General features: G+C 67.8%; 26 protein-coding genes. 13 read left to right on the top strand and 13 right to left on the bottom strand.

Going from position 1 to position 23,998, the window contains the following annotated elements; all coding sequences use genetic code 11:
* Positions 1-25: 25 nt before the first annotated feature.
* Genes ACXPWS_RS26685 through mnhG form a run of 6 tightly spaced genes read left to right on the top strand, consistent with a single transcriptional unit; the run spans position 26 to position 6,074 of the window.
* Complete coding sequence (locus ACXPWS_RS26685; RefSeq protein ID WP_458709529.1) at positions 26-2,884, top strand: Na+/H+ antiporter subunit A; 2,859 nt, start codon at positions 26-28, stop codon at positions 2,882-2,884.
* A complete protein-coding gene (locus tag ACXPWS_RS26690) occupies positions 2,881-3,339 on the top strand; it encodes a Na(+)/H(+) antiporter subunit C (protein WP_458709530.1) in 459 nt (152 codons plus the stop codon). The genes ACXPWS_RS26685 and ACXPWS_RS26690 overlap by 4 nt, the downstream gene beginning before the upstream one ends.
* Positions 3,336-4,925: a Na+/H+ antiporter subunit D gene (locus ACXPWS_RS26695; RefSeq protein WP_458709531.1), complete on the top strand. Its 1,590-nt coding sequence runs from the start codon at positions 3,336-3,338 to the stop codon at positions 4,923-4,925. Before ACXPWS_RS26690 ends, ACXPWS_RS26695 begins: the two co-directional genes overlap by 4 nt.
* Complete coding sequence (locus tag ACXPWS_RS26700; RefSeq protein WP_458709532.1) at positions 4,922-5,461, top strand: Na+/H+ antiporter subunit E; 540 nt, start codon at positions 4,922-4,924, stop codon at positions 5,459-5,461. The genes ACXPWS_RS26695 and ACXPWS_RS26700 overlap by 4 nt, the downstream gene beginning before the upstream one ends.
* Positions 5,458-5,751 (top strand): monovalent cation/H+ antiporter complex subunit F, encoded by a 294-nt coding sequence (locus ACXPWS_RS26705; protein WP_458709533.1) that lies wholly within the window; start codon positions 5,458-5,460, stop codon positions 5,749-5,751. Before ACXPWS_RS26700 ends, ACXPWS_RS26705 begins: the two co-directional genes overlap by 4 nt.
* Positions 5,748-6,074 (top strand): monovalent cation/H(+) antiporter subunit G, encoded by a 327-nt coding sequence (gene mnhG / locus ACXPWS_RS26710; protein WP_458709534.1) that lies wholly within the window; start codon positions 5,748-5,750, stop codon positions 6,072-6,074. The genes ACXPWS_RS26705 and mnhG overlap by 4 nt, the downstream gene beginning before the upstream one ends.
* Here mnhG and ACXPWS_RS26715 read toward each other — a convergent pair whose 3' ends face one another.
* Genes ACXPWS_RS26715 through ACXPWS_RS26740 form a run of 6 tightly spaced genes read right to left on the bottom strand, consistent with a single transcriptional unit; the run spans position 6,075 to position 9,735 of the window.
* Complete coding sequence (locus ACXPWS_RS26715) at positions 6,075-6,707, bottom strand: LON peptidase substrate-binding domain-containing protein (protein ID WP_458709535.1); 633 nt, start codon at positions 6,705-6,707, stop codon at positions 6,075-6,077.
* Positions 6,704-7,129, bottom strand: a complete 426-nt coding sequence (locus tag ACXPWS_RS26720) for a hypothetical protein (protein ID WP_458709536.1) — start codon at positions 7,127-7,129, stop codon at positions 6,704-6,706. Before ACXPWS_RS26720 ends, ACXPWS_RS26715 begins: the two co-directional genes overlap by 4 nt.
* Positions 7,130-8,296, bottom strand: coding sequence for a glutamate--cysteine ligase (locus ACXPWS_RS26725; protein WP_458709537.1), 1,167 nt, complete (start codon positions 8,294-8,296; stop codon positions 7,130-7,132). It lies immediately after the preceding gene.
* Positions 8,253-8,930 (bottom strand): superoxide dismutase[Cu-Zn], encoded by a 678-nt coding sequence (sodC, locus tag ACXPWS_RS26730; RefSeq protein WP_458709538.1) that lies wholly within the window; start codon positions 8,928-8,930, stop codon positions 8,253-8,255. The genes ACXPWS_RS26725 and sodC overlap by 44 nt, the downstream gene beginning before the upstream one ends.
* 9 nt (positions 8,931-8,939) lie before the next feature.
* On the bottom strand, positions 8,940-9,407 hold the full coding sequence (locus ACXPWS_RS26735) for a LytR C-terminal domain-containing protein (RefSeq protein ID WP_458709539.1): 468 nt from the start codon (positions 9,405-9,407) through the stop codon (positions 8,940-8,942).
* 19 nt (positions 9,408-9,426) lie between these two features.
* Positions 9,427-9,735, bottom strand: coding sequence for a DUF3263 domain-containing protein (locus ACXPWS_RS26740; protein ID WP_458709540.1), 309 nt, complete (start codon positions 9,733-9,735; stop codon positions 9,427-9,429).
* Positions 9,736-9,863: 128 nt separating this feature from the next.
* On the opposite strand from ACXPWS_RS26740, the gene ACXPWS_RS26745 reads away from it, so the two are divergent.
* From ACXPWS_RS26745 to ACXPWS_RS26775, 7 genes are read left to right on the top strand one after another with little or no spacing between them, the layout of a single operon-like run.
* On the top strand, positions 9,864-10,457 hold the full coding sequence (locus tag ACXPWS_RS26745) for a peptide deformylase (RefSeq protein WP_458709541.1): 594 nt from the start codon (positions 9,864-9,866) through the stop codon (positions 10,455-10,457).
* Positions 10,457-11,335 carry an N-acetylglutamate synthase, CG3035 family gene (locus ACXPWS_RS26750; protein WP_458709542.1) on the top strand — a complete coding sequence of 293 codons (879 nt, stop codon included), beginning with the start codon at positions 10,457-10,459 and terminating at the stop codon, positions 11,333-11,335. The genes ACXPWS_RS26745 and ACXPWS_RS26750 overlap by 1 nt, the downstream gene beginning before the upstream one ends.
* Complete coding sequence (locus tag ACXPWS_RS26755) at positions 11,328-12,758, top strand: DUF3375 domain-containing protein (RefSeq protein ID WP_458709543.1); 1,431 nt, start codon at positions 11,328-11,330, stop codon at positions 12,756-12,758. Before ACXPWS_RS26750 ends, ACXPWS_RS26755 begins: the two co-directional genes overlap by 8 nt.
* A gap of 32 nt (positions 12,759-12,790) precedes the next feature.
* The gene (locus tag ACXPWS_RS26760; RefSeq protein WP_458709544.1) at positions 12,791-13,462 is read left to right on the top strand and encodes a DUF4194 domain-containing protein; all 672 of its coding nucleotides are present in this window, start codon (positions 12,791-12,793) and stop codon (positions 13,460-13,462) included.
* On the top strand, positions 13,455-16,787 hold the full coding sequence (locus ACXPWS_RS26765) for an ATP-binding protein (protein WP_458709545.1): 3,333 nt from the start codon (positions 13,455-13,457) through the stop codon (positions 16,785-16,787). The genes ACXPWS_RS26760 and ACXPWS_RS26765 overlap by 8 nt, the downstream gene beginning before the upstream one ends.
* Positions 16,778-17,545, top strand: a complete 768-nt coding sequence (locus ACXPWS_RS26770; protein ID WP_458709546.1) for an exodeoxyribonuclease III — start codon at positions 16,778-16,780, stop codon at positions 17,543-17,545. The genes ACXPWS_RS26765 and ACXPWS_RS26770 overlap by 10 nt, the downstream gene beginning before the upstream one ends.
* Complete coding sequence (locus tag ACXPWS_RS26775) at positions 17,542-18,183, top strand: DUF1275 family protein (protein WP_458709547.1); 642 nt, start codon at positions 17,542-17,544, stop codon at positions 18,181-18,183. Before ACXPWS_RS26770 ends, ACXPWS_RS26775 begins: the two co-directional genes overlap by 4 nt.
* On the opposite strand, the gene ACXPWS_RS26780 is transcribed toward ACXPWS_RS26775, so the two are convergent.
* Genes ACXPWS_RS26780 through ACXPWS_RS26810 form a run of 7 tightly spaced genes read right to left on the bottom strand, consistent with a single transcriptional unit; the run spans position 18,161 to position 23,977 of the window.
* Positions 18,161-18,796 carry a class I SAM-dependent methyltransferase gene (locus ACXPWS_RS26780; RefSeq protein ID WP_458709548.1) on the bottom strand — a complete coding sequence of 212 codons (636 nt, stop codon included), beginning with the start codon at positions 18,794-18,796 and terminating at the stop codon, positions 18,161-18,163. The genes ACXPWS_RS26775 and ACXPWS_RS26780 overlap by 23 nt on opposite strands.
* Entirely contained in the window at positions 18,793-19,119 is a 327-nt protein-coding gene (locus tag ACXPWS_RS26785) for a hypothetical protein (RefSeq protein ID WP_458709549.1), read from the bottom strand. The genes ACXPWS_RS26780 and ACXPWS_RS26785 overlap by 4 nt, the downstream gene beginning before the upstream one ends.
* Positions 19,116-19,862: a MerR family transcriptional regulator gene (locus ACXPWS_RS26790; protein ID WP_458709550.1), complete on the bottom strand. Its 747-nt coding sequence runs from the start codon at positions 19,860-19,862 to the stop codon at positions 19,116-19,118. Before ACXPWS_RS26790 ends, ACXPWS_RS26785 begins: the two co-directional genes overlap by 4 nt.
* A gap of 9 nt (positions 19,863-19,871) precedes the next feature.
* Positions 19,872-21,341, bottom strand: a complete 1,470-nt coding sequence (locus ACXPWS_RS26795) for a flavin-containing monooxygenase (protein ID WP_458709551.1) — start codon at positions 21,339-21,341, stop codon at positions 19,872-19,874.
* Positions 21,342-21,351: 10 nt separating this feature from the next.
* Positions 21,352-22,272, bottom strand: coding sequence for a ferritin-like domain-containing protein (locus tag ACXPWS_RS26800; RefSeq protein ID WP_458709552.1), 921 nt, complete (start codon positions 22,270-22,272; stop codon positions 21,352-21,354).
* A gap of 14 nt (positions 22,273-22,286) precedes the next feature.
* A complete protein-coding gene (locus tag ACXPWS_RS26805) occupies positions 22,287-23,126 on the bottom strand; it encodes an SDR family NAD(P)-dependent oxidoreductase (RefSeq protein WP_458709553.1) in 840 nt (279 codons plus the stop codon).
* The gene (locus ACXPWS_RS26810) at positions 23,126-23,977 is read right to left on the bottom strand and encodes an alpha/beta hydrolase (protein WP_458709554.1); all 852 of its coding nucleotides are present in this window, start codon (positions 23,975-23,977) and stop codon (positions 23,126-23,128) included. The genes ACXPWS_RS26805 and ACXPWS_RS26810 overlap by 1 nt, the downstream gene beginning before the upstream one ends.
* Positions 23,978-23,998 lie beyond the last annotated feature (21 nt).

Below are 23,998 nucleotides of genomic sequence, written 5' to 3' on the forward strand. Positions count from 1 at the left end.
CCCGACCCAACCCGATCGGAGTGCCATGCTCACCGTCCTGCTCGCCCACGCGGTCGCGACCGCGCTGGCGCCGCTTTTGGTGGCCAGGTGGGGCCGGGCAGCGTTCTATCCACTCGCGTTGGTCCCGCTCGGTTCGCTGATCTGGGTGGTGCAGAACTGGCCGGGTGATGACCGCGTACCCACGCGCCACATTTCCTGGGTGCCGGAGCTGTCGATGGACATCGCGCTCCGGTTCGATTCGCTGGCCGCGATCATGAGCGTGCTGGTGCTGGGTATCGGCGCTCTCGTCCTGTTCTACTGCGCCGGCTACTTCCACCACCACGACGGCCACACCGAGAAACGGTTGCCGAGTTTCGCCGCCGAGCTCGTCGCCTTCTCCGGCGCGATGTTCGGCCTGGTGGTCAGCGACAACATGCTGGTGCTCTACATCTTCTGGGAAACCACCACCGTCCTGTCGTTCCTGCTCGTCGGTCACTACGCCGAGCGCGCCACCAGCCGCCGCGCCGCCACCCAGGCACTGCTGGTCACCACCTTCGGCGGCCTGGCGATGCTGGTCGGCATCGTCGTGCTGGGCCAGCTGTCGGGCACCTACCTGCTCTCCGAGCTGATCGCTGCGCCGCCCACCGGAACCGCGGCGTCCATCGCGGTGGGGTTGATACTCGTCGGCGCGCTGTCCAAATCCGCCATCGTGCCGCTGCACTTCTGGTTGCCCGGCGCGATGGCGGCGCCCACTCCGGTCAGCGCGTATCTGCACGCGGCGGCGATGGTGAAGGCCGGTGTCTATCTGGTGGCGCGGTTGACCCCGGGCTTCGCCGACAACCCACTGTGGCGACCGATGGTGGTGGGGCTGGGCCTGCTGACCATGTTGATGGCCGGCTGGCGCGCGGTCCGTGAGTACGACCTGAAGCTGATCCTGGCCTTCGGCACCGTCAGCCAGCTCGGCCTGATCACCGTCATGGTCGGGGCCGGTGGGCCGGACATGATGCTCGCCGGCCTGGCCATGCTGTGCGCCCACGCCATGTTCAAGGCCGCGCTGTTCATGGTCGTCGGCGTCATCGATCACGCCACCGGAACGCGCGATATCCGCAAACTGGCCGGACTCGGCCGGCAGTACCCACCGCTGGCGATCATCGCCACCGGCGCCACCGCCAGCATGGCGGCGCTGCCACCGTTCTTCGGCTTCATCGCCAAAGAGGCCGACCTGGAAACGGTGCTGCACTCGGCATCCCTCGGCTCTGCCGCGCCGTTCGTATTGGCCGGTATCGTGATCGGATCGGTGTTCACCACCGTCTACAGCCTCCGTTTCCTGTGGGGCGCCTTCGCGGGCAAGGGGTCGGCCACCCCGAGCGTGCGGGTCGCCGAAATGCACTATCCGTCGCGGAGTTTCCTTGCCTCGCCGGCCATCCTGGCCGCCGCCGGCCTGCTGTTCGGGCTGTTCCCCGCCACCCTGGACGACAAGCTCGACGACTACGCGGACACCATGCCGGGTGAGTCGGACTACCACCTGGCGCTGTGGCACGGCCTCGGGCTGCCGCTGCTGCTCTCCGCCGTGGTGCTCGCCGCCGGCGCCGCCCTGTTCTTCGGCCGCAACCGGCTGCCGCGCACCCGCAGTGCCTATCTGCCGTTGGGCAATGCCGACCGCATCTACGACGCCGTGATCCGCGGACTCGATATCGTGGCCGTCCGGCTGACCGCCCAGACCCAACGCGGGTCCATTCCGGCGACGCAGGCCGTCATCTTGTGCACCCTCATCGTGCTGCCCGTCGGCGCACTGTTGTCCGGCGCCCGGGACCGTCCCGAAATGCGGCTCTGGGATTCGCCGCTGCAGGTGGTGGTCGGCCTGGTGATGCTGGCCGCCGCCGTCGGCGCGACGGTCATGCGCAACCGGCTCGCGGCGGTCCTGCTGGTCGGGGTGACCGGGTACGGCTGCGGTGTCATCTTCGTCTTCCACGGCGCGCCGGACCTGGCACTGACGCAGTTCCTGGTCGAGACGCTGGTGCTGGTGATCTTCGTGCTGGTGCTGCGGACCCTGCCCGCCGAGGCGGACCGCACCAACCTCAAACGCAACCGGTTGCCGCGCGCGGCGCTGGCGCTGGCGGTCGGTGTGTCGGTGACCGGGCTCGCCGTGTTCGCGATGGCCGCGCGGCGCACCACCCCGATCGCCGCCCTGCTGCCCGACGCGGCGTATTACCGCGGCCACGGCGCCAACACCGTCAACGTGCTGCTCGTCGACATCCGCGCCTGGGACACCATGGGCGAGATCTCGGTGCTGCTGGTCGCCGCGACGGGTGTGGCGTCGATGGTGTTCCGGCACCGGAGGTTCGGCGCCGCACCACGGGTACCGCAGGCGTCTGCCGGGCAGCCCGACATCGGGCCGGTCAGTGCCTACAGTCCCGCTGTCGGGGACATCACCTGGCTGCGCGGCAGCGATCTGCGCGACCCACGGCACCGCTCGCTGGTCCTCGAGGTCGCCACCCGCCTGATCTTCCCGCTCATCATGGTGCTGTCGGCCTACTTCTTCTTCGCCGGGCACAACACCCCGGGCGGGGGTTTCGCCGGAGGGCTGACCGCCGGGCTCGCCCTGGTGCTGCGCTACCTGGCCGGCGGCCGCTACGAACTGGGCGAGACCCTGCCGCTGGACGCCGGCAAGATCTTGGGTGCCGGTCTCGCCCTGTCCGCGGGCACCGCCGTGACGTCACTGTTCCTGGGCGCGCCGGTGCTGTCCTCGGCGGTCATCCATCTCGACGTCCCGGTGCTCGGCCCGGTCAAGCTGGTGACCGCGCTGTTCTTCGATCTCGGGGTGTACCTGATCGTGGTGGGCCTGGTGCTCGACATCCTGCGCAGCCTGGGTGCCCGCGTCGACGTGGAGATGGTTCGGACATGACCGCTCACCTGCTCCCGCTGATCATGATCGGCGGCCTCACCAGCGCCGGCGTCTATCTCCTGCTGGAACGCAACCTGACCCGAATGCTGCTGGGGCTGTTGCTGATCGGCAATGCCGTGAACCTGCTCATCCTCACCGTCGGTGGTGATGCGGGCAATCCACCGATCCGCGGGCGCACCAGCGACGGGCAGACCACCACCGCAGATCCACTGGCCCAGGGCATGATCCTGACCGCCATCGTCATCAGCATGGGCATCGCGGCCTTCGTGCTGGCGTTGGCGTACCGGTCGTACCAGCTGACCACGGCCGAGGAAGTCGAGAACGATCCGGAGACCACCCGAGTGGCCGAAGGCACCGAGATGGACGACGACGACATTCCCGATGTGGTGCCCTCGCGGGACACCGATGAGGCCGACGAGCTCGACGCCCTGCCAGGCGCGGAGGGGTCACGATGAGTCTCTCGACGGTGCTGACACCACTGCCGGTGCTGATCCCGACGATCGCCGCGGCCGTCACGTTGTTCGCCGGACGTACCCCGCGGCTGCAGCAGCTGGTCACCCTGACCGCACTGACCGCGGTGGTCGGTGTGTGCGCCACCCTGCTGTACCTGGTGGACCGCGACGGCACCACCGCCGTGCAGGTCGGCGGCTGGGGCCAGAGCGAGCCGGGAATGGGGCCGCTGGGCATCACCCTGGTCGCCGACCGGTTGTCGTCGCTGATGCTGGTGGTGTCGGCAATCGTGCTGCTGGCGGTCGTCTTCTACGCCATCGGGCAGGGTATCCGCGACGGCAACGACCGCCAGCCGGTGTCGATCTTCCTGCCGACCTATCTGATCCTGTCGGCCGGCGTGTGCACCGCGTTCCTGGCCGGTGACCTGTTCAACCTGTTCGTCGGATTCGAGGTGCTGCTGTCGGCGAGCTTCGTACTGCTGACCATCGGCGGCAGCGCCGACCGGGTGCGCGCCGGGATCGCCTACGTGATGGTGTCCATGGTGTCCTCGCTGGTGTTCCTCATCGGGTTGGCCATGGTGTACGCGGCGGCGGGCACCCTGAACATGGCCGAGCTGGCGGTGCGCCTCGACGACGTGCCCTCGGGTACCCGCACCGCGTTGTTCGCGGTGCTGCTGGTGGCATTCGGCATCAAAGCCGCGGTGTTCCCGCTGTCGGCCTGGCTACCGGAGTCCTACCCCACCGCCCCGGCCCCGGTGACGGCCGTGTTCGCCGGCCTGCTCACCAAAGTCGGTGTGTACGCGATCATCCGGGCCCATTCGCTGCTGTTCCCCGGCGGTCGTCTGGACAACGTGCTGCTGGTCGCCGCACTGTTGACCATGGTGCTCGGCATCCTCGGCGCACTGGCTCAGAACGACATCAAACGGCTGCTGTCGTTCACCCTGGTCAGCCATATCGGTTACATGGTGTTCGGCATCGCGCTGTCCAATCAGCTCGGCATGTCCGGCGCCATCTATTACGTCGCGCACCACATCATCGTGCAGACCACGCTGTTCTTGGTCGTCGGACTCATCGAACGCCAAGCCGGGGCGTCCACCCTGCAACGGCTCGGCGGGCTGGCCGCGGCCAGCCCGGTACTGGCATTCGTCTTCGTCATCCCGGCGCTGAATCTCGGTGGTATTCCGCCGTTCTCCGGGTTCGTCGGCAAGGTGGCGCTGTTGCAGGCAGGTGGAGCGGCGGGCACCCCATTGGCCTGGATGCTGGTCGCCGGCAGCGTGGTGACGAGTCTGCTGACGTTGTACGCGGTGACCAGGGTGTGGACCAAGGCCTTCTGGCGCTCCCGCGCCGATGCGCCCGAGGGAAACCTGGCCGCCGCGGTCCCGGTGGCGCTGATCGACGACGCCGACGATATCGACTTCGCCGACCGCGACGATGTCGGCCGGATGCCGGTGGGGATGCTGATCCCGACGGGCGCGCTGATCGTCGTCGGTCTGGTGCTCACCGTCGCGGCCGGACCCATCTTCGCCTACAGCGAGCGCGCGGCCGCCCAGGTGCTCGACCGGGGCCAGTACATCTCCGCGGTGTTGCGATGAGCGCCCGGACCCAGCCGCGGAAGACGGCCCTTCGCATCTGGACGCTGTGCTGGCTGACACTGGTGTGGATCCTGTTGTGGGGCACCGTGTCCGCGGCCAATATCATCAGCGGTCTGGTGATCGCCCTGGTGATCACCCTGCTGCTGCCGCTGCCCGCGGTGCCCGTGGAGGGACGGTTGCGCCCGCTGTCGTTCGCGGTGCTGGTCGCCTATGTCACGTGGTCGCTGGTGCTGTCCTCGGTGCAGGTGGCGTGGCTGGCCATCAAGCCGGGCCCGCCACCGCCCACCGCGGTGCTGCGCGCCGCGCTGAACATCAAGTCCGATCTCGTTCTGGCACTGGCGGTCAACGTGATCAACCTCATCCCGGGCTCGATCGTGCTGGAGATCGACCAGACGCGCAGACTGATCTACGTCCACGTCATCGATGTCGGTTCCGAACGCGCGGTGGACCGGTTCTATCGTCAGACCGCCACGGTGGAGCGGTTGATGATCGCCGCGTTCGAGCGGGATTCCGATTGGCAGGGGGCCCGCGGATGAATTGGGTGTGGATCATCGCCGCGGTGATGCTGTCGGCCGCGGCGGCGGTGACGATGTTCCGGCTGCTGGCCGGGCCCAGCACCCTGGATCGGCTGGTGGCGCTGGACACCTTTGTGGCGGTGTCGATGTGCGCGATCGGCACCTGGGCGGCATTCAGTCTGGACACCACGGTGACCTACAGCCTGACCGCGCTGGCCCTGATCAGTTTCGTCGGTTCGGTCAGTGTGGCCCGGTTCCGGGTGCGCGACGAGATGCCGGCCGGCCCGCCCGACGAACGGAACCGCTCATGATCCTGGACGTGCTCGCCGCCGTCCTGGTGCTGGCCGGTTCGGCGCTGGCGCTGACCGCCGCCATCGGCGTGGTGCGGTTCCGGGACACCTTGTCGCGCATGCACGCCGCGTCCAAGCCGCAGGTGCTCGGGCTGTTGTTGGTGCTGGCGGGCGCGGCAATCCGGTTGCGCGGCAACGCCGATGTCGGCATGGTCGTCCTGGCCGGGTTGTTCACCTTGATCACCGCGCCGGTGGTGGCCAACCGGGTGGGTCAGCTGGCCTACCGCGAGCAGAACGTGAAGGACCAGTTGGCCGCCGATGAGCTGGGCGAACTGTCGGACTGACTATTCCGACAGCTGGAACTCCACCATCGCCCGCAGCGTCTCGACCGCCTCCTGCAGCACGGCCAGCCGGGCCGACGCACTGGGCGCGGCCAGCACCGCGTAGCGGTCGGCCTGTCCGATCGGCAGCCGGGCGGCAAGGGCATACAGCCGGTGTCCGGCGTCCTCACCGGGCTCGGGTCCGCCCAGCAGTTCCTCGCGGGACGGAAGTCCTTGTCCCTTGGCTTCGGCGACCAGGGAGAACACGCTCAGCACGGTGTCTTCCACATCCGCGATGTCCGAACCGGTGACCGGCATGCCCGGCTCGTCGGGCCAGCGCACCACTTCGGCCCGCGGGTACGGATCGTCGTCGAGCCAGCGGATCACCCGGAACCGGTCGGCCAGTTCGCAGCGCAACCGGTATCGGCCCGCGCCCTGCTCGGTGCACTCGGCGATCGTGGCCAGCGATCCCACATCGTTGCGGGCGTCGCCACCACCGACTTCACGGCCCGCGGCGATCAGCACCACCCCGAACGAGCGGTCCCCGGCCAGGCAGTCGGAAATCATGGCCGAATAGCGCGGTTCGAAAATCCGCAGTGGCAGCTGCTCGCCGGGCAGCATGGCCACCTCGAGCGGGAACATCGGCGTCGCGCTCACCGGAAGCCCTGTCCGGCAACGGCATCCTTGACCAGGGTGGTCTTCGGGGTGAACGAACACATCGCGGTGCCCAGTCCGACCCACAGCTCGGGGTTCATCTGGACCAGCTCATTGTCCTTGCCGATCGCGTCGATCACCTGGCGCTGCTGTTGCTTGGTCATCGTCAGGTAGTCACCGCACGTGGTGGCGGCCAGTCCGGTCGGCGGCGGCCCGCTGGTGGTGGGGCCGGGCAGTCCCGGAATCGGCAGATTCGGGAACGACGGGATGGGAATCTGGATGGTCCTGGGAGCCCTTGTGGTGCTGGGTGTTTCAGATACCGTCGCGGCCGGATCGGCCATTGGGGTGCCGGTGATCTCCTTGCTGCACCCGGCCAGTCCGGCCGCTGCCGCAGCGACCAGCAGTCCCACCATGACGGCACGCATCTACAGCACCAACTCCCCGATCAACGCGTCGACGACGGCCCGCAGATCACCGTCGTGTTCCTCGGCCACCCGGCGCTGCCGCTGATACGACCCGCCCAGCCGGTAGATGGTCTCCACCCGCGCCAGTTCCTTCGCGCACCCCAGCGACGCCGCCACCGGCTCGAGGCGGGTCAGCAGATCGTCGAGATCATCGGTCACCAGGCGCTCGTTGCTGTCGGCGTCCAGGATGATCTCGGCGTCCAGGCCGTACCGGGCCGCGCGCCACTTGTTCTCCTGCACATGCCAGGGCGGCATGGTGGGCAGCTGCTCACCGGCGTCCAGGCGCCGGTCCAGGTCGACGATCAGGCAGTGCGTCAGCGCCACCAGCGCACCGAGCTCCGCGAGATTCGACACGCCGTCGAAGACGCGCACCTCGATGGTGCCCAGATGCGGTGAAGGCCGGATGTCCCACCGGATTTCGTTCATGTGGTCGATGATGCCGGTCTTCTTCTGGTCGGCGACGAACCTCTCGAAATGCGACCACTTCTGGAAATGGAACGGCAGGCCCGCCGTCGGCAGCTGCTGGAACATCATCGCGCGGTTGCTCGCGTACCCGGTGTCCTCACCGTCCCAGTACGGCGACGACGCGGACAGCGCCAGCAGGTGCGGGTACTGGTTGAGCAGCGAGGTGATGATCGGCATCACCTTGTGCGCCGAGGAGATCCCGACATGCACGTGCACGCCCCAGATCAGCATCTGGCGGCCCCACCACTGGGTGCGCTTGATCAGTTCGGCGTAGCGGGCGCCGTCGGTGAGCTGCTGCATCTCCCACTCGGCGAACGGGTGGGTGCCCGCACAGAACAGTTCCATCCCGCGGGCCCGCACGATGCGCTGCACCGTGGACAGCGTGCCGTCCAGATCGTCGATCGCCTGGGGCACGGTGTCACAGATGCCGGTGACGATCTCGACGGTGTTGCGCAGCAATTCCTTGTGCACGTGCGGGGTTTCGCCGAGCTCGGCGATCACCGCAGCGGCCTCGTTGGCCAGGTCGCGGGTGACCGGGTCGATCAGGGCGAACTCCCACTCGACGCCGAGGGTCGGCCGGGGTGACCCAGCGAAGTCGATTCGCGTCCTTTGTTGCGGACTACTGCGCGGAGATGACACCGCAAGCCACCCGCTTGCCTGCATCGCCGGTTGCCATGGTCGTCTCGTCCGGGCCGGGGGTGCCGTTCACCTGCTGGTAGCGCTCGGCAGGAATGTTGGCGAAGTTGTCGGCCTTCTCGTGGATGATGATCGCGGTCTGGGTGCCCGCCAGCAGCTGCTCGGCGGTGAACCCGTCCGTCGTCGTCACCAGCTTGCCGGTGCCGTCACCGCGGACCTGCAGCGAACTCAGGTCGCCACTGGCCGGGTGGGTGGTGTGGCCGGGTACCTGCAGATGAGCGCCGGCGCTGGTGAAGTCGCCCTCACACTTGCCCACCGAATGGATGTGCAGGCCGTGGAAACCGGGGGCCAGCTTGCCCGCGGTGGTGGTCTCGACGGTGACGGTGGCGAAACCGTCGGCGAATTCGAAGTCGGCGGTGGCCACGGCGGTCCCGTCGGCCAGCTTCAGTTGCGCGCTCAATTTCTGGCCGTGCGCGGCGGCGGGGGCCTGCGAACTGCCCTCGCCGTGACCGGCCGTCGCGGTGGGGGCGGCCGACCCGGTCCAGACGGGCGGCGGGGTGCCGGGCTGGGTGGCGACGGGCTCGGAGGGAGCGCAGGCACTGGCGATCGGCACGATGACCGCGACGGCGGCGAGCAGACGAAGCGAGGCTGAAATCGGCATGCCGAGAGCCTAGCCGGTGACCGCCACGATGACGCCCGGCGGTTGCTCGGCGAGTGCAGGCAGACGCGGTTCGACGGGGGCGTTGAGGAGTTTGCCCACCTCTTCGGCCGCTTCCTTCTCCCCGGCGGCCTCACCGAAGTAGACCGTCGTGGCGGTGACGCCCTCCAAGGCGAGGTTGCCGGTCTCGGTCACGTTCCACTGCGCGTCGCGCAATTTGGTGGCGGTGTTCTCCGCGGCGCCGGCCACCTCCGAGATGTTGAACACCCGCACGTCGACCTTCGCCGGCGCGGGCGCGGCGGAGGTCTTCGAGGTGGGGGTGGCACTGGTGGTCACGCTGGCCGAGGTCGAGTCGCTGCTGTCACTGTCGTCGTCGGGGCCCAGGTACTGGAATGCGACCAGCAAGAAGACCACGCCGAGGAACAACAGCACCATGACCATGGCGCGCAGGGGCAGCCCGGAGGAGTCACGCTGATTCATCGGAGCCCAGACTAGCGGTCTAGGTGACCTCGAAGCCCAGCCGCCGTGCGGCCTTGGCCTTCTGCCGGCTGGCGCGCACCCGCCGCAGCCGCTTGACCAGCATCGGGTCGGCGGCCAGCGCTTCCGGACGGTCCACCAGCGCGTTGAGCACCTGGTAGTACCGCGACGGCGACAAGCCGAACAGTTCCTTGATGGCTTCTTCTTTGGATCCCGCGTACTTCCACCACTGGCGCTCGAAGGCCAGAATGTCGTGTTCGCGGCGGCTCAAACCGTCCGCGGGCTCGGTACCGTCCCCGGATTGCTCAGTCCGCGCAATAGCGCCGTCCATATCGCTCCTTGGGCCCTTCCGATACATGCCGAAATTACAAGACTGTTGTTCGGCGCTCATTCAATCACGGCTGCGGTAGCGCGGGCGTGATCGTTACCCGCGAGTCGGCTGACTTAAGCTTGCCAACCGTGGCTGTTGTACCGATTCGCATCGTGGGCGATCCCGTCTTGCACACCGCGACCACCCCCGTACCCGTCGGACCCGACGGCTCGCTGCCCGCCGGGCTGGCCGATCTGATCACCGACCTGTACGAGACCATGGACGCCGCCAACGGGGTTGGCCTGGCCGCCAACCAGATTGGCCGTACCGAGCGTGTGTTCGTCTACGACTGCGCCGACGAGCGCGGCCGCACCACCCGCAGACGCGGCGTGGTGATCAACCCGGTGCTGGAGACCTCCGAGCTGCCCGAGACCATGCCCGACCCGGACAACGACGACGAGGGTTGCCTGTCGGTGCCGGGCGAGTCGTTCCCGCGCGGCCGCGCCGAATGGGCCCGCGTCACCGGCCTGGACGCCGACGGCACGGCGATCACCCTGGAGGGCACCGGGCTGTTCGCCCGGATGCTGCAGCACGAGACCGGCCACCTCGACGGTTTCACCTACCTGGACGGGCTGATCGGCCGGCACGCCCGCGCGGCCAAGCGCATGGTCAAGGCCAACGATTGGGGGGTGCCCGGGCGCAGCTGGCTGCCCGGCGAGGATCCCGACCCCTTCGGGCACTAGTGCCATCGATCGGTGACCGGGTGTCGCTGCGCTACCGCCGGCCAGACGGCCTGACCGACGTCGTCGGCGTGATCGAAGCCCTCACCCCGCTGGTGGCGGTACGCACCAAATCCGGCGAAGCGGTCCAGATTTCACCCGCCGACGTGGTCGCGGTGCGTGAACTGTCACACGTCACGGTGCGCAACTCGCAGATCCGCGCGCTCGAGCACGCGGCCGCGTTGGCGTGGCCGGGCACCGAGCAGCACTGGCTGGACGGCTGGCTGCTGCGGGCCGGCGGGGGTCACACCAGCCGCGCCAATTCGGCGGTGCCACTGCTCTTCGAAGCCGATGTGCACGCACTGCCCGGCATCGTCGACTGGTACGCCGCGCGCGGGCTGCCGGCCTGGCTGGCGCTGCCCGAGCGCCTGCTGCCGGTCAAGGCGACCGGCATCAAACCCACCCGCGTCCTGGTCCGTGACATCTCGCCCACCGACTCCCCCGCCGCCGCGCTCTCCCCCACACCCGATGCGCAGTGGCTGCGGATCTACCACCGCGACGTCCCCGTCGATGTGCTGACCGCCGTGGTCGACGGCGAGGTGCGGTTCGCGACCGTCGCGGACGCAGCCGTCGGGCGCGCCGCGGTGACGACGGCACCGGACGGCACCCGGTGGGCCGGGCTGTCGGCGGTCCGGGTGGCCGAGGAGCACCGTCGCCGCGGGCACGGCCGCGCGGTATGTTCGGCACTGCTCGGCTGGGCGGCCGCCCGCGGCGCCACCCGCGCCTATGTGCAAGTGCTCGCCGACAACGAGCCCGCCGCAACGCTGTACCACTCGATGGGTTTCCGCCTGCACCACACGCTGCGGTACCTGCGCGCAGAAAGCCTCCTACCCCATGCATGAGCTACTCCAACTCAACCGCGACGTGCAGAGCTCGCGCGCAGTGCGGCTGCTGGCAACCCTGAACCTCGGGGTTTACGCCACGCTGATGGAGCGCCACCTGCTCGACGGGGTGGTGGCCGAAACAGACCTGGTGGTCGCCCTGGATCGCGACCTGGAAGCGCTCGACGAGGGTGAGCAGTCCGGGCTGGCGCTGATCAAGACGTGGGCCAGTCAAGGCTGGCTGCACCGGGTGCTCGAAACACGCGCCGGGCACGAACGAAACATCTGCTACCTGACCCAGGATGCGCGCCGCGCCCTGGACTTCGTGCGCGGAATGCGCCGCAACGACACCATCGCCACCGGTGGATCCATCAACGGCATCGCTTCCCGGCTCAAGCAGGTCGCCGTCCGCGTGGACAACGACCCCGACCGTATCCGGGCCGGCATCGAAGCCGAGATCGCCGCCCTGAACCGCGAACTCGACGAACTGGATGCCGGGCTGCGGCCGGAACCCGATGTCACCTCGATGTACGACGAGGCCCGCGCCATCGCGCTGCAAATGGAACGCCTGATCACCGATATCGGCTTGTACGGCACCATGATCGAGCAGGCCACCCAGGCACTCGACGATCCGATCGAGACCAACACCGAGTACCGCGACCGGCAGCGGCAGATGTATGCCGACTATCAGCAGGCCTGGGAGTCGGCCGGCCGCGACTCGCACCGGGCGTTCCTGCGGATGATCAACGACCCCGAGCAGCGCAACGCGTTCGAGGGCGATATCGCGGCGGTGGCCGGCGCCCTGCCCGAGCTGGACCCCGCGCTGCGCAAGGTGATGGCGGGATTCTTCGAACTGGTGGGGCATCAGATCGATGAGGTGGAACGCATCCAGCAGCGGTGCGCGCAGCGGGTCAAGCGGTTCACCGCGTTCGGCACGCTCGAGCAGAGCCGCGGGGTGGCGCGCCAGCTCAACGAGGCCATCGGCGCGGCCCGCGCCCTGCTGAAGGTTTCGCTGACCGATTCCCGCCTCGATCTCGACGTGCCGCTGGCCCGGCACACCATCAGTTCGATCGGCGCCCTGAGCTTCCGCATCAACGACCTGTCCGCCCCCAAACCGGCGGCCGTCGCCGAGGGCGATGTCGACCTGTCCACCTTCGCGTCGCTGACCACCCAGGTGGATGCACCGGCGATGACGGCCATGATCAACACCGCCCTGCGCGAGGCCCCGCTGTCGCTGCCCGATGCGGTGTCCCTGCTGGACACCGCCTATCTGGGGCATGTGATCGTGCTGTGGTCGTGGGCGCTCAAGCAACCCGCCACCGGCGACGGCCATTCGGGCGCCGAACCGGTGCGAGTCCGGTTCCACTCGCTCGACGGCCGTGACCGCGAGATGGAGGTTCCGAGCCTGATGTTCACCGAACCGATTGCTGGAGTTGCATCGTGAATTCCCAGCGAGGAGCCGAAGGCGGATCGCGCATGACTGAAGAAGTGCCGGTTGATTTCGCCTCGCTGCCCGAGGTCGAGCGGACCGGCCGCAGCGCCCAACCGCAGCAGCGCCGCCCCCGCTTCGACGGTGATGTCAGCGCGCTGCCCGACCGCGCGTGCTGGGCGTTGCAGCACCTGCTCACCCGGCGCTTCGTCAGCAACGAGTCCGATGCCGACATCTACAGCTGGATCAAGGAGTACCGCGCCGATCTGGCGGTGCGGTTGTCCGAGCTGGACCTACAACTGCAGATCGCCGAGAGTGTGGAGATCGCGTTCATCGAACAGGCCCGGTACGAATCCGCCCGTGGGGTCAAGTTGTTGCGCCGCGAACCGCTGGGCACCTACGACTCGATCCTGGCACTGCACCTCGCCCAGATGATGCGGGCCGGGGGCGACACCGGCTTCGTCATCAGCCGCGACGAGATCCACGGCCTGTTCTCCGGGGTGCTCAACGACACCGACCGGGATGCCGTCACCTTCACCGCGCGCGTCGACGCCGCCATCGCGCGGCTGGCCGGCCTGGAGATCCTGCGCAAAACCCGCGACGACGAAGACAGTTACACCGTCAGCCCGGTGATCAGCGCGATCATGACGGCCTCGGTGATCACCGAACTGCAGCAGCAGTTCGAGGAATTGCGCAAGGGAAGCGGCACCGATGAGTGAGCAGTTCCACCTGTCCCGGCTGCAGGTCATCAACTGGGGCGTGTTCGACGGATACCACTCCATCGGGTTCGGTCCGGGCGGCGCCCTGATCGCCGGGGCCTCAGGTAGCGGCAAATCGTCACTGCTGGACGCGATCTCGCTGGGCTTCCTGCCGTTCAACCGCCGTAACTTCAACGCCTCCGGTGACAACACGGCCGCCGGGTCCAGCGCGGGGCGGCGCACCGTGGACAAGTATGTCCGCGGCGCGTGGGGGCAGCGCAGCGACGCGGGCACCAGCCAGGTGATGTACCTGCGGGGCGAGGGCACCACCTGGTCGGCGATCGCGGTCACCTACACCAGCAACACCGGGCGCACCATCACCGGCCTGGTGCTCAAATGGCTCACCGGTGAATCGCGTTCGGATTCCTCCAGTCGCTACGTGCTCGGTGACGGTGATCTGGACATCGAGGATGTCTGCAACCGCTGGGCGGCGGGGCGTTTCGACGCCAACGTCTTCAGGGACGGCCCTTGGCGGTTCTCCACCAAAGTGGAGTCGCAGTACCTGGCCCAGCTGTATTCGGCCATCGGCATCCGGGCATCGGATGCCGCCCAGCAGCTGCTCGGCAAAGCCAAGTCGCTGAAAAGCGTTGGTGGACTTGAGCAGTTCGTACGTGACTTCATGCTCGACGAGCCCGACAGCCTGGCCCGGCTGCCGGAGGCGCTCAAGCAGATCGATCCCTTGGTCGAGGCCCGCGAGCTGTTGGCCGTCGCGCAGCGCAAACGCAAGATCCTGGGCGATATCGAGGCCGTCCAGGTGCGCTACGCCTCGGAGTCCAGCGATCTGGGCATCATCGATCTGGTGGACCCGCCGATGGTGCGGGCCTACACCGATCATGTCCGGCTGCGCGAATGCCCGGCCCAGGTCGAGGCGCTGGACGCCACCGTCACCCAGCTGGACCACGAATACGCCGACCTGACCCGTCAGCTCAATCTGGCCAAGGCCGAGGGTGATTCGCTCAACGCGCAGATCACCGGCGCCAGCGCGAACGTGGGACCGCTGCAGGCGCAGGTCACCGCCGCCGAATCGCAGGCCGAAGAGGTATCCCGGCGGCGCGCCGCGTTCGAGGAACTGGTCACCGCCCAGGGTATCGAGATCCCGGAAAGCGCCGACGAGTTCTGGAATCTGCGGGAGGACCTGACCAAGCAGGCCACCGAGATGCTGGGCAAGCTGGAATGGGGCCGCGAGGCCTCCACCGACGCCGAGTACGCCCAGAAGTCGGCCCGCATCCTGCGCGACAACGCCGCCAAGGAACTCAAACGGGTCGAACAGGTAGGTTCGGCACTCCCCGAGTTCGCCATCATGATGCGTGACCACATCTGCACCGCCGTCGGTGTCGACCCGACCGAACTGCCTTATGTGGCAGAACTTTTCGATCTGCGCCCGGATCAGCAGCGCTGGCGCGTGGCGGTGGAGAAGGTGCTGCGCGGCGTCGGCCTGCGACTGCTGGTGCCCGACCGCCACCACGCGAAGGTGCTGCGGTTCGTCAACGAGACGAACATGCGCGGCCGGCTGGCACTGCATCACGTGCGCAACAGCGCCGGCGGAACAGCCGCCGAGCCCAACACCCTGGCCGGCAAGCTGTTCCTGGTCAACCCCGATCACGCATGTGCCGCCGAAGCACTCGACATCATCGCCGCCACCGGTGACCACATCTGCGTCGACACCCCCGATGTGTTCGCCCGATTCCGCCGCGCGGTCACCGACTCGGGTCTGTACAAGGACTCCGACCGGTTGGCCGTCAAGGACGACCGGCAACCGCTGAAACCGTCCGAGTACATCTACCAGGGCGATATCGGCGCCAAACTGGAGGCGCTGCACACCGAACTGGCCGAGGCCGAAGACAGTTTCCAGCGTGCCCGCAAGGCCGCCGATGACATTGCCGCGCAACGCCAGCGGTGGCGGGACCGGGCCACCGCCTGTAAGGCGATCTACGAGCAGTTCCCGCAGTGGAGCCAGATCGACATCGAGACGGCCGACGGGCACGCCGACCGGCTGCGCGACCAGTACGAGCTGCTGCTGGCCGATCATCCGGACATCGAGGCACTCAGCGCGCGCGCCGAGGAGTGCTGGACGGGCATCCAGACGCTGATGACGCGGCGCGGCGCGATCCAGACCCGCCGTGACGACCTGGACAGCCGTCGCACTCGGTTGCTGGAGCTTGCCGACCGGCTGGCGCCGGCCGCGGTATCCGAACCGGCCACCGAACTGTTGCGTCGCTACTCGGCCGAGGTGCCGGTTGCGCTGGAACTGCTGAACCCCGAGCCGCACCGCGACGCCCTGTACTCGGCGATCCGGCGGGAGCGCGATCAGCTGACCGAAAGCCGCAGGCGCTCTTACGATGAGCTGTCCCGCATCATCACGACCTTCGACACGTCGTTCCCCGACGCCATTCCCAATGACTCCGACGACCTCGACGAGCGGGTGCACGACTACGTGGCGGTGTGCCGGCATATCGACGAACGCGAACTGCCGGACGCCTATGACCGGATGATGCGGCTGATCACCGAGCAGGCGCCCGACGCAATCCTGACCTTGCACCGGGTGGCCGAGCAGGAGACCCGGCGGATCAGCGAGCAGATCGACCGGGTCAACGGCGGTTTGAGCGCGGTGGAGTTCAACCGCGGCACCCGGCTGACGCTGCGTGCCACGCCCCGGAGCCTGGCTGCGGTCGCCGAGCTGACCGAGGTGGTCAAGGCGATATCGCGGCGCGTCACCGAGGTGAGCATGGGCGACAAGAAGGCCATCCTGGAGCAGTACGCCGACATCCTGCGGCTGCGCAACCGGCTGTCCAGCACCGCCCCCGAGGACCGCAACTGGACCCGCGACGCGCTGGATGTGCGCAACCGGTTCACCTTCGACTGCGCCGAATGGGATGTGCGCAGCGACGAGCTGATCCGCACGCACAGCAACGCCGGCGACAACTCCGGCGGTGAGCAGGAGAAGCTGATGGCGTTCTGCCTGGCCGGTGCGTTGAGCTTCAACCTGGCCAATCCCGAGAGTGGGGACAACACACCGGTTTTCGCTCAGCTCATGCTGGACGAGGCATTCTCCAAGTCGGATCCGCAGTTCGCCTCGCAGGCGCTGGAGGCGTTCCGCAAGTTCGGTTTCCAGCTCGTGATCGTCGCGACCGTGCAGAACGCCACCACCATCCAGCCCTATATCGACGGCGTGGTGATGGTCTCCAAGACCGAGGCGACCGGCCGCAACGCTCGCCCGGTGGCGTCCGTGGCCACGAAGACCATCTCCGATTTCACCGCCCTGCGTAAGGATCTCGCGTGCGTGTAGCCACCTGGAACGTCAACTCCATCCGCACTCGTGTCGACCGCGTCACCGACTGGCTGGCCCGCGCCGACGTCGATGTGCTGGCCATGCAGGAGACCAAGTGCACCGACGCGCAGTTCCCGTCGATGCCGTTCGCGGCGCTGGGTTATGAGGTCGCGCATATCGGGCTCAACCAGTGGAACGGGGTGGCCATCGCCTCCCGGGTCGGCCTCGACGACATCGAGATCGGCTTCCCCGGCCAGCCGCTGTGGGATGGCCTGGTCGAGGCGCGCGCCATCGGCGCCACCTGCGCCGGGGTGAAGTTGTGGAGCCTTTACATTCCCAACGGCCGCACGCTGGCCGACAAGCACTACACCTACAAGCTGGAATGGCTTGAGGCGCTGCGCAGTTCCTCGGCGGCGTGGCCCGGCCCGGTGGCACTGATGGGCGACTGGAACATCGCGCCCACCGACGAGGATGTCTGGGACCCCGAGGTTTTCCGCGGCGCCACCCACGTCTCCGAGCCGGAGCGGGCCGCGTTCCAAGCCATCAACGACGCCGGGTTCACCGATGTGGTGCGGCCCTACACGCCGGGCCCGGGCGTGTACACCTATTGGGATTACACCCAGCTGCGTTTCCCGAAGAAGCAGGGCATGCGCATCGACTTCATCCTCGGCTCACCGGAGTTCGCCGCCCGCGTCACCCATGCCGAGATCGTCCGGGACGAGCGAAAAGGCAAGCAACCCAGCGACCACGCACCGGTCATGGTCGAACTGGCGTGACCGGGCGGCTTCTCGACCCGCTCCCGCGGTTGCTGTTGCTGCTGACGGTGGTGACCGGCGTGGTGGACGCCTTCAGCTACCTGGCGCTGGGCCATGTGCTGGTGGCCAACATGACCGGAAATGTGGTGTTCAGCGGCTTCGCACTGGCCGGCGCACCCGGTTTCGTGTGGTGGGCACTGCTGCTGGCGGTGGCGGCCTTTCTGCTGGGAGCCGCGCTCGGCGGCCGGTTGCGCCGGCTGCCACGCCGCCACCTGTTCACCTCGACGCTCATCGAATTATGCTGTGTCGCGGCAGCATTGGCGGTGACGCTGGTCGCCCCCGCACCGTACGGCGGGTGGGTGCTGACGTCGCTGATCGTGCTGCTCGGGGTGGGCATGGGGCTGCAGAACGCGACCGCGCGGGCGCTGGCCGTGCCCGATCTGACCACCACGGTGCTGACCTTGACGCTTACCGGGATCGCCGCCGACGCCACTTCCGGGCACGGCAGCAAGGCCGGCCGCCGGCTGGTGCCGGTGCTGGCCATGTTCGGCGGTGCGCTGGCCGGCGCGGCCCTGGTGATACCCGGGTACCACGCGTGGGCGCTCGGGCTGGCCGGACTGCTGCTGGCTGTTGTGGTTACGGCCGCACGCCGACTGTGATCAGGTCCGAGACGGGAGTCCAGAACGGCCGGCGCACCCGGTGCTGGTCGGCAACGGTGAAACCGGCGTCGGTGAACAGTGTCCGCATCTCCTGCTCGCTGGGGTTGTGCGCGGGATTCCACAATGCCGCCGACAGCGCATGCAGCGGTAGCGCCTGACGGGGACTGATGGTGGTCACCGCCACCACACCGCCCGGGGCCAGCACCCGCCGGAACTCCCGCAGCGCAGCGGGCTGGTCGAAGAAGTGGAACGCCGACGTCGTCACCACCGCGTCCAGGAATCCGTCCTCGAACGGCAGTGCCTCGGCGGGCGCCGACATCCACCGCACCCGGTCGGACCGCTTACGCGCCTGAGCCAGCATGCCGTCGGACAAGTCGATGCCGTAGACCTCGTCGGGGCGCAGCTCGCGCTGCATCCGGTCAGACAGAATGCCGGTGCCACAGGCGATATCGGCGATCTGGCGGGAACCGCGCTGCCGGAGCGCCGCGATGACCTCGTCTTGGGCCGGTTTGTACACCCAGCGCTGCAGGCACTGCTGGTCATACGCCGGGGCGGCGAAACTCCAGAACCGGGTGACCGCGTCGTTGAAACCTCTGCGTTGCGTGGTCGTCATGACTGCGTTCGCTTTCCGCCGGGAATCTTGTCGACAACCCAGCCCAATCGCGCCACGGTGCTCTCCAGCGGGTCGACCACCTCGGCCAGCCGCTGGATCCTGGGCAGCGCGTCGGCGATCGAATTGGCTCCCGCGGCGATCTTCTCCGCCGACGCGTCGATGCCGGCGGCGGCCTCGGTCAGGGTCGCGATCTCGTCGGCGATCATCTCGGCGTGCCGGTTGATACCCGCGGCGCTCTCGCTGAGCTCGGCGATGTTCTGGGCGATGAACTGCGCCGACCGCCGCAGCTCGGAGATGTCCTCCAGGACCTTGAGTCGTTTCACGTGTTGCGCTCTCCTTGCTGGTAGTCCCGCAGCTCGGCCCGGACGGCTTCGTCCAGCGCGCGATCCAGGCTGGCGTGGGCAGAACGCCGGGCCACCCGGCGCATGGCATCGATGAGGTCGGCGGCCCAGGCGAGTTCCACATCGGTTTCCGGGTACCAGCCTGTCCCCCGTTGCCGCACCACCTCGGCATGGCCGGCGCCGGACAGTGCCCGCGCCGCCTCGTCGAGCTTCTTGTCCACCGCCGCGGTGGTCTTCAGGATCGCCGGCAACGGCATGCCACGGGACACCAGCGTGCCGAAGTCGTCGATGACCCGCTTGTCCCGCACCAGATAGGAACCCGCGTCCTCGGCGGGCTCGATGATCCCGTTGGCGGCCAGCCGCCGCAGGATCGCGGCGTCGAGCTTGCCGAGCCGGCTTTCCAGTTGCTCGCGGGTCATCGTCTCGGGCACCGGGTGTGACCACGGCTCGGTCACCAGCTCGCCCAGGTCGGCCAAATCCAGCACCTCGACCAGTTCCTGACCGCGCTGCAGCCCGGTCAGGAACTTCAGGATGTGCTTGACCGTGAAGCCCTCGCTGAGCAACCGGATGATCGCCTGCAATTGGCTGAGGTGCTTGTCGGTGTAGATCGCCACCCGGCCCCGGCGCTGGGGCCGGGGCAGCAGCCCGCTCTCCTGGTAGACGCGAACGTTCCGGGTGGTCGTCCCCGCCACGCGTGCGAGGTCGTCGATCCGGTACTCGGTCACCAGCGAATTCTATGCGGTCACGAGATCGGGCACGGTGATTCGGTAGTCCTGCAGCTCGAGGCGCTTCAACTGGTTGACGTACTGGGTGGCGAAGCCGGGGAACATCGTCGCGTTGAAGCCGTCCTCGGTCAGGTACCAGCTCTGGCATCCCGAGTTCCAGGTGGTGGACTGCAGCCGGCGCTGGATGTCCTCGTTGTAGCGGGCCTGCACCTCGGGCCGGACGTCCAGCGCCTTCCAGCCGAATTGCAGCAGCTTGGCGATCGCCTCGGTGATGTAGTCGATCTGGGCTTCCATGTACACCAGCGCGGAGCTGTGCCCGGGGCCGGAGTTCGGGCCGAAGGTGAAGTACAGGTTGGGGTAACCCGATACCGCCACGCTGCGGTAGGCGTAGGCGCCGCGGCTCCATTCCGACGCCAGATCCCGCCCGTCGATGCCGGTGACCGGGAACGGCGTACCCGCCTTGGACACCTCGAACCCGGTCGCGAAGACGATGGCGTCGAACTGGTGCTCGATACCCTCGACCGTGCGGATACCGTTGGGCGACAACCGGGCTATCGGCCATGTCACCAGCTTGCAGTTGTCTGCCTGCAGCGCAGGGTAGTAGTCGCTGGTCATCAGCAGCCGCTTGCAGCCGGCCGAGAAGTCTGGCTTCAGTTGCCTGCGCAGCCACGAATCCTTCACCTGCAGACGCAGATTGGCCAAACTGACGGTCTCCACCAACCGGGTGAACGGGGTGTCCCACACCACGCCGAGCGCCACCGACTCATGGCCCCAGAACCATGCCGACCGGATGATCTTCTCGGCCAGTGGCGATTTCTGGTAGATCCGCTTGGCCCAGCCGGCGGTGGGGGTGTTGACGCGCGGCAACACCCAGCCCGCGGTGCGCTGGAACACCTTGACCGAATCGGCGACCTTGACCAGTTCCGGCACGATCTGGACCCCGCTGGCGCCGGTACCGACGACGGCGACCTTCTTGCCGGTGAAGTCGTAGTCGTGATCCCAACGGGCACTGTGGATTTTCTTGCCCTCATAGGATTCGATACCCGGGATGTCCGGCAGGCTCACGTTCGCCAGCGGGCCGGAGGCGACGATCACGGTGCGGGCCCGCACGCTGTCGCGGCCGGCGAAACTCACCGTCCACTCGCCCGCGGCCTCGTCGTAGACCACCCCGGTGACGTTGTGTTCGAAACGGATCTGCGGGGCGATGCCCGCGGATTCGACCATAGTGTCGATGTACTGCAGGATCTCGGCACTGCCGGAGTAGGTGTGTGACCAGTCCGGGTTGGGCGCGAAACTGTAGGAGTACAGCCGCGACGGGATATCGCACGCCGCCCCGGGGTAGGTGTTGTCGCGCCAGGTGCCTCCGACCCGGGTGCCACGTTCGTAGATGACGAAGTCGGTGACGCCCTGATCCTGGAGGCGGATGGCGGCGCCGATCCCGGCGAAGCCGGCGCCGATGATGGCTACGGAAACAGTCATGGTGAGCTCCTCAAGCCACGGGTTCGTAGGTCAGTTCCTGCGACCAGGTCGGGGTGTTGCGCACCATCGAGATCGGGATGGCGCCGGTGGCCTTCACCAGCGAGTCGGCCAGCCAGTGATACTTGGAGCTACGGTCGATGACCTTCTTGCTGTGCCACGAGATGAACCGGTACATCGGTACCCGGTGGACGAATTCGCTTCGCTCACCGACACTCCGGAAGCGGCGCATGGCCTGGTACAGCCGTTCCTCGTTGACGCCCATGGCCACGATGTTGTCGCGCATCTTGTTAAGCAGCGGGAAGTAGCTGAGCGTGCCGATCACCAGCGCGGGGTTCATCCAGCTGCCGACGAATTCGACCGCCAACTTGCGCATTCCGGCGTGGCCCAGGATGTCCATGACCTCGAAGTCCACCGCCAGGTGCCGGGATTCGTCGGAGTTGATCCGCTTGAACACCTCTTGCGCCACCGGGTCTTTCACCTCGTCGGTGATGAACTTGATCAACGCACCATCGAGTGCGACCTCCAGCATCGGGATGACGGTGCCCAGGATGGACAGGGACATGCCGTCGGAGAACTTGTCCAGCCAGGTGATCACCAGTTGCACGTTGACGCTCGGCGGCGGGATTTCGTCATTCTCCAGCATGCCCCAGCGCCGCATCAGCGCCAGCTCGGCGTTGGCGTGCTTCTGCTCCTCGGCGTGGAAGTGCTCGTAGATGCTCTTCAGCGTCGGGGTGGGGGCCTTCTTGGCCAGGGCCGCGAAGCCACGGGCACCGACGTTCTCGATCCACATCAGATCGGTCATGAACGGCTTGAGCTTGGTCCACAGCTCGGGCTCGATCAGCTCGGCTCCCGGTGCGTCCCAGTCGATGTCGACCAGGGCCCACTGCTTGTCCTTGATCTTCTGCAACATCTCGTCGAGATTCATCGCCATGATTGCCGGTCCTTTCAGTTGTCGGGGAGGAGGCGGCCGAGCAGCCCGGCGCCGCGCACGTAGAGGGCTGGGAAGTGCCGCTTGAGATGCCAGATGACGGTCGCGTCCAACTGCGGGACGACGTACAGCCGGCCGCCGTCGTGGGCGTCGAGGGTCCGCGCGGCGACATTGTCGGCGGACAGTCCGGTCCAGCGCGCCAGCTGCTGGCTCAGGTTCATCGATGCCGGAGTGATGCGCCCGTCGGTGAAGACGTTGGTTTTCACGAACGTCGGGCACAGCACGGTGACGGCGATATCGGTGCCGTTCAGTTCCGCGGCCAGGGTCTCCGACAGTGACATCACCCCGGCCTTGGACACGTTGTAGGCGGCCATCGAGGGTGCCGCGGCGAATCCCGCCGCGGACGCGACGTTGATGATTCCGCCCCGGCCGGCTTCGCGCAGGATCGGGGTGAAGACCTCGCACCCGTAGACCACGCCCCACAGGTTGATCCCGAGCGCCCACTCCCAGTCCTCGAAACCGATGTCGCCGACCGGTTTTCCACCGATTCCGACGCCGGCGTTGTTGATCACGCAGGTGGGCGCACCGCCGAAGATCTGCTGCGCCTGTTTGGCCAGCAGTTCGATCGCGCTGCGGTCGGACACGTCGCACTGCACGGCGTGACCGGCGCCGGTCGGCAGCCGGTCGATCAGGGCAACCGTCTCGGCGGCGCGCTCGGCATCGATGTCGGCGCAGATGACCTCGCCACCCCGCCGGGCGAGCTCAAGGGCGAACGACCGCCCGATACCGCTGCCGGCGCCGGTCACCACGGCCTTGGCGTCAGCGGTGCGCTTGGGACCGCCGAACAGGTTGAACATCAACAGATCTCCTGGAGTTCGTCGGAAAACCGGCCGGCGATGAAGTCCGCCGCCCGGCGCAGCGCCACCTTCGCCTCGGGCGCCAGGTTCGGTAGCGCCTGGAAGACGTGCACCATGCCCGGCCATACCTCGAGGGTGCCGGTGCCACCTGCCTTCTCGAGCTCGGCGGCCAGGTATCGCGCGTCGGCGCTGAGCATTTCGTAATCACCGACCTGGATCAGCATGGGCGGCAAGGTGCGCGCGCCGGTGAAGTCGAGTCGCAGCCGTTGATGGTCGGGGTCCTGGCCCTGCGTGTAGAGCCCCACCATCTTGCGTGCCGCGGCCGCCGACATCGCCGGGTCGCGACGCTGCTTCTCCTGCTGCTCGGCCAGGCCGAGGGTGAGGTCGATCAGCGGGGAGAACAGCACCACACCCGCGGGCTGGAAGGCGGCGTCGCCGGCATGGGCCAGCAGCATGTCGCAGGTCAGATGCCCACCCGCGGAGTCCGCTCCGATCACGACGTCGGAGGCCTGGTAGCCCTGCGCCAGCAGCCACCGGTAGCCGGCCTCGACGTCCTGGGCCGCAGCCGGGAAGCGGTGTTCGGGCGCCAACCGGTAGTCCACCACAAAGAACGGCATGCCGGTGGCCTCGGACAACCGGGCCACCAACTTGCGGTGCGTTCGGGCCGAGCAGATGACGTAGGCACTGCCGTGCACGTAATAGCCTGCCCGCCTACCGAATTCGACTCCGGGTCCGAGCACCCACTCGCCGGCTTCCTCCGGGATGATCGTCGTCCCGGCCGGCATGGATCCACCGGCGGCCATGATGGTGGCAATCAGCCGGCGGCCGAACCACACACCGGGAGGGGTCATCGGGAGCACGCTGGTGAGACA

The organism is Mycobacterium sp. BMJ-28, from assembly GCF_054404835.1.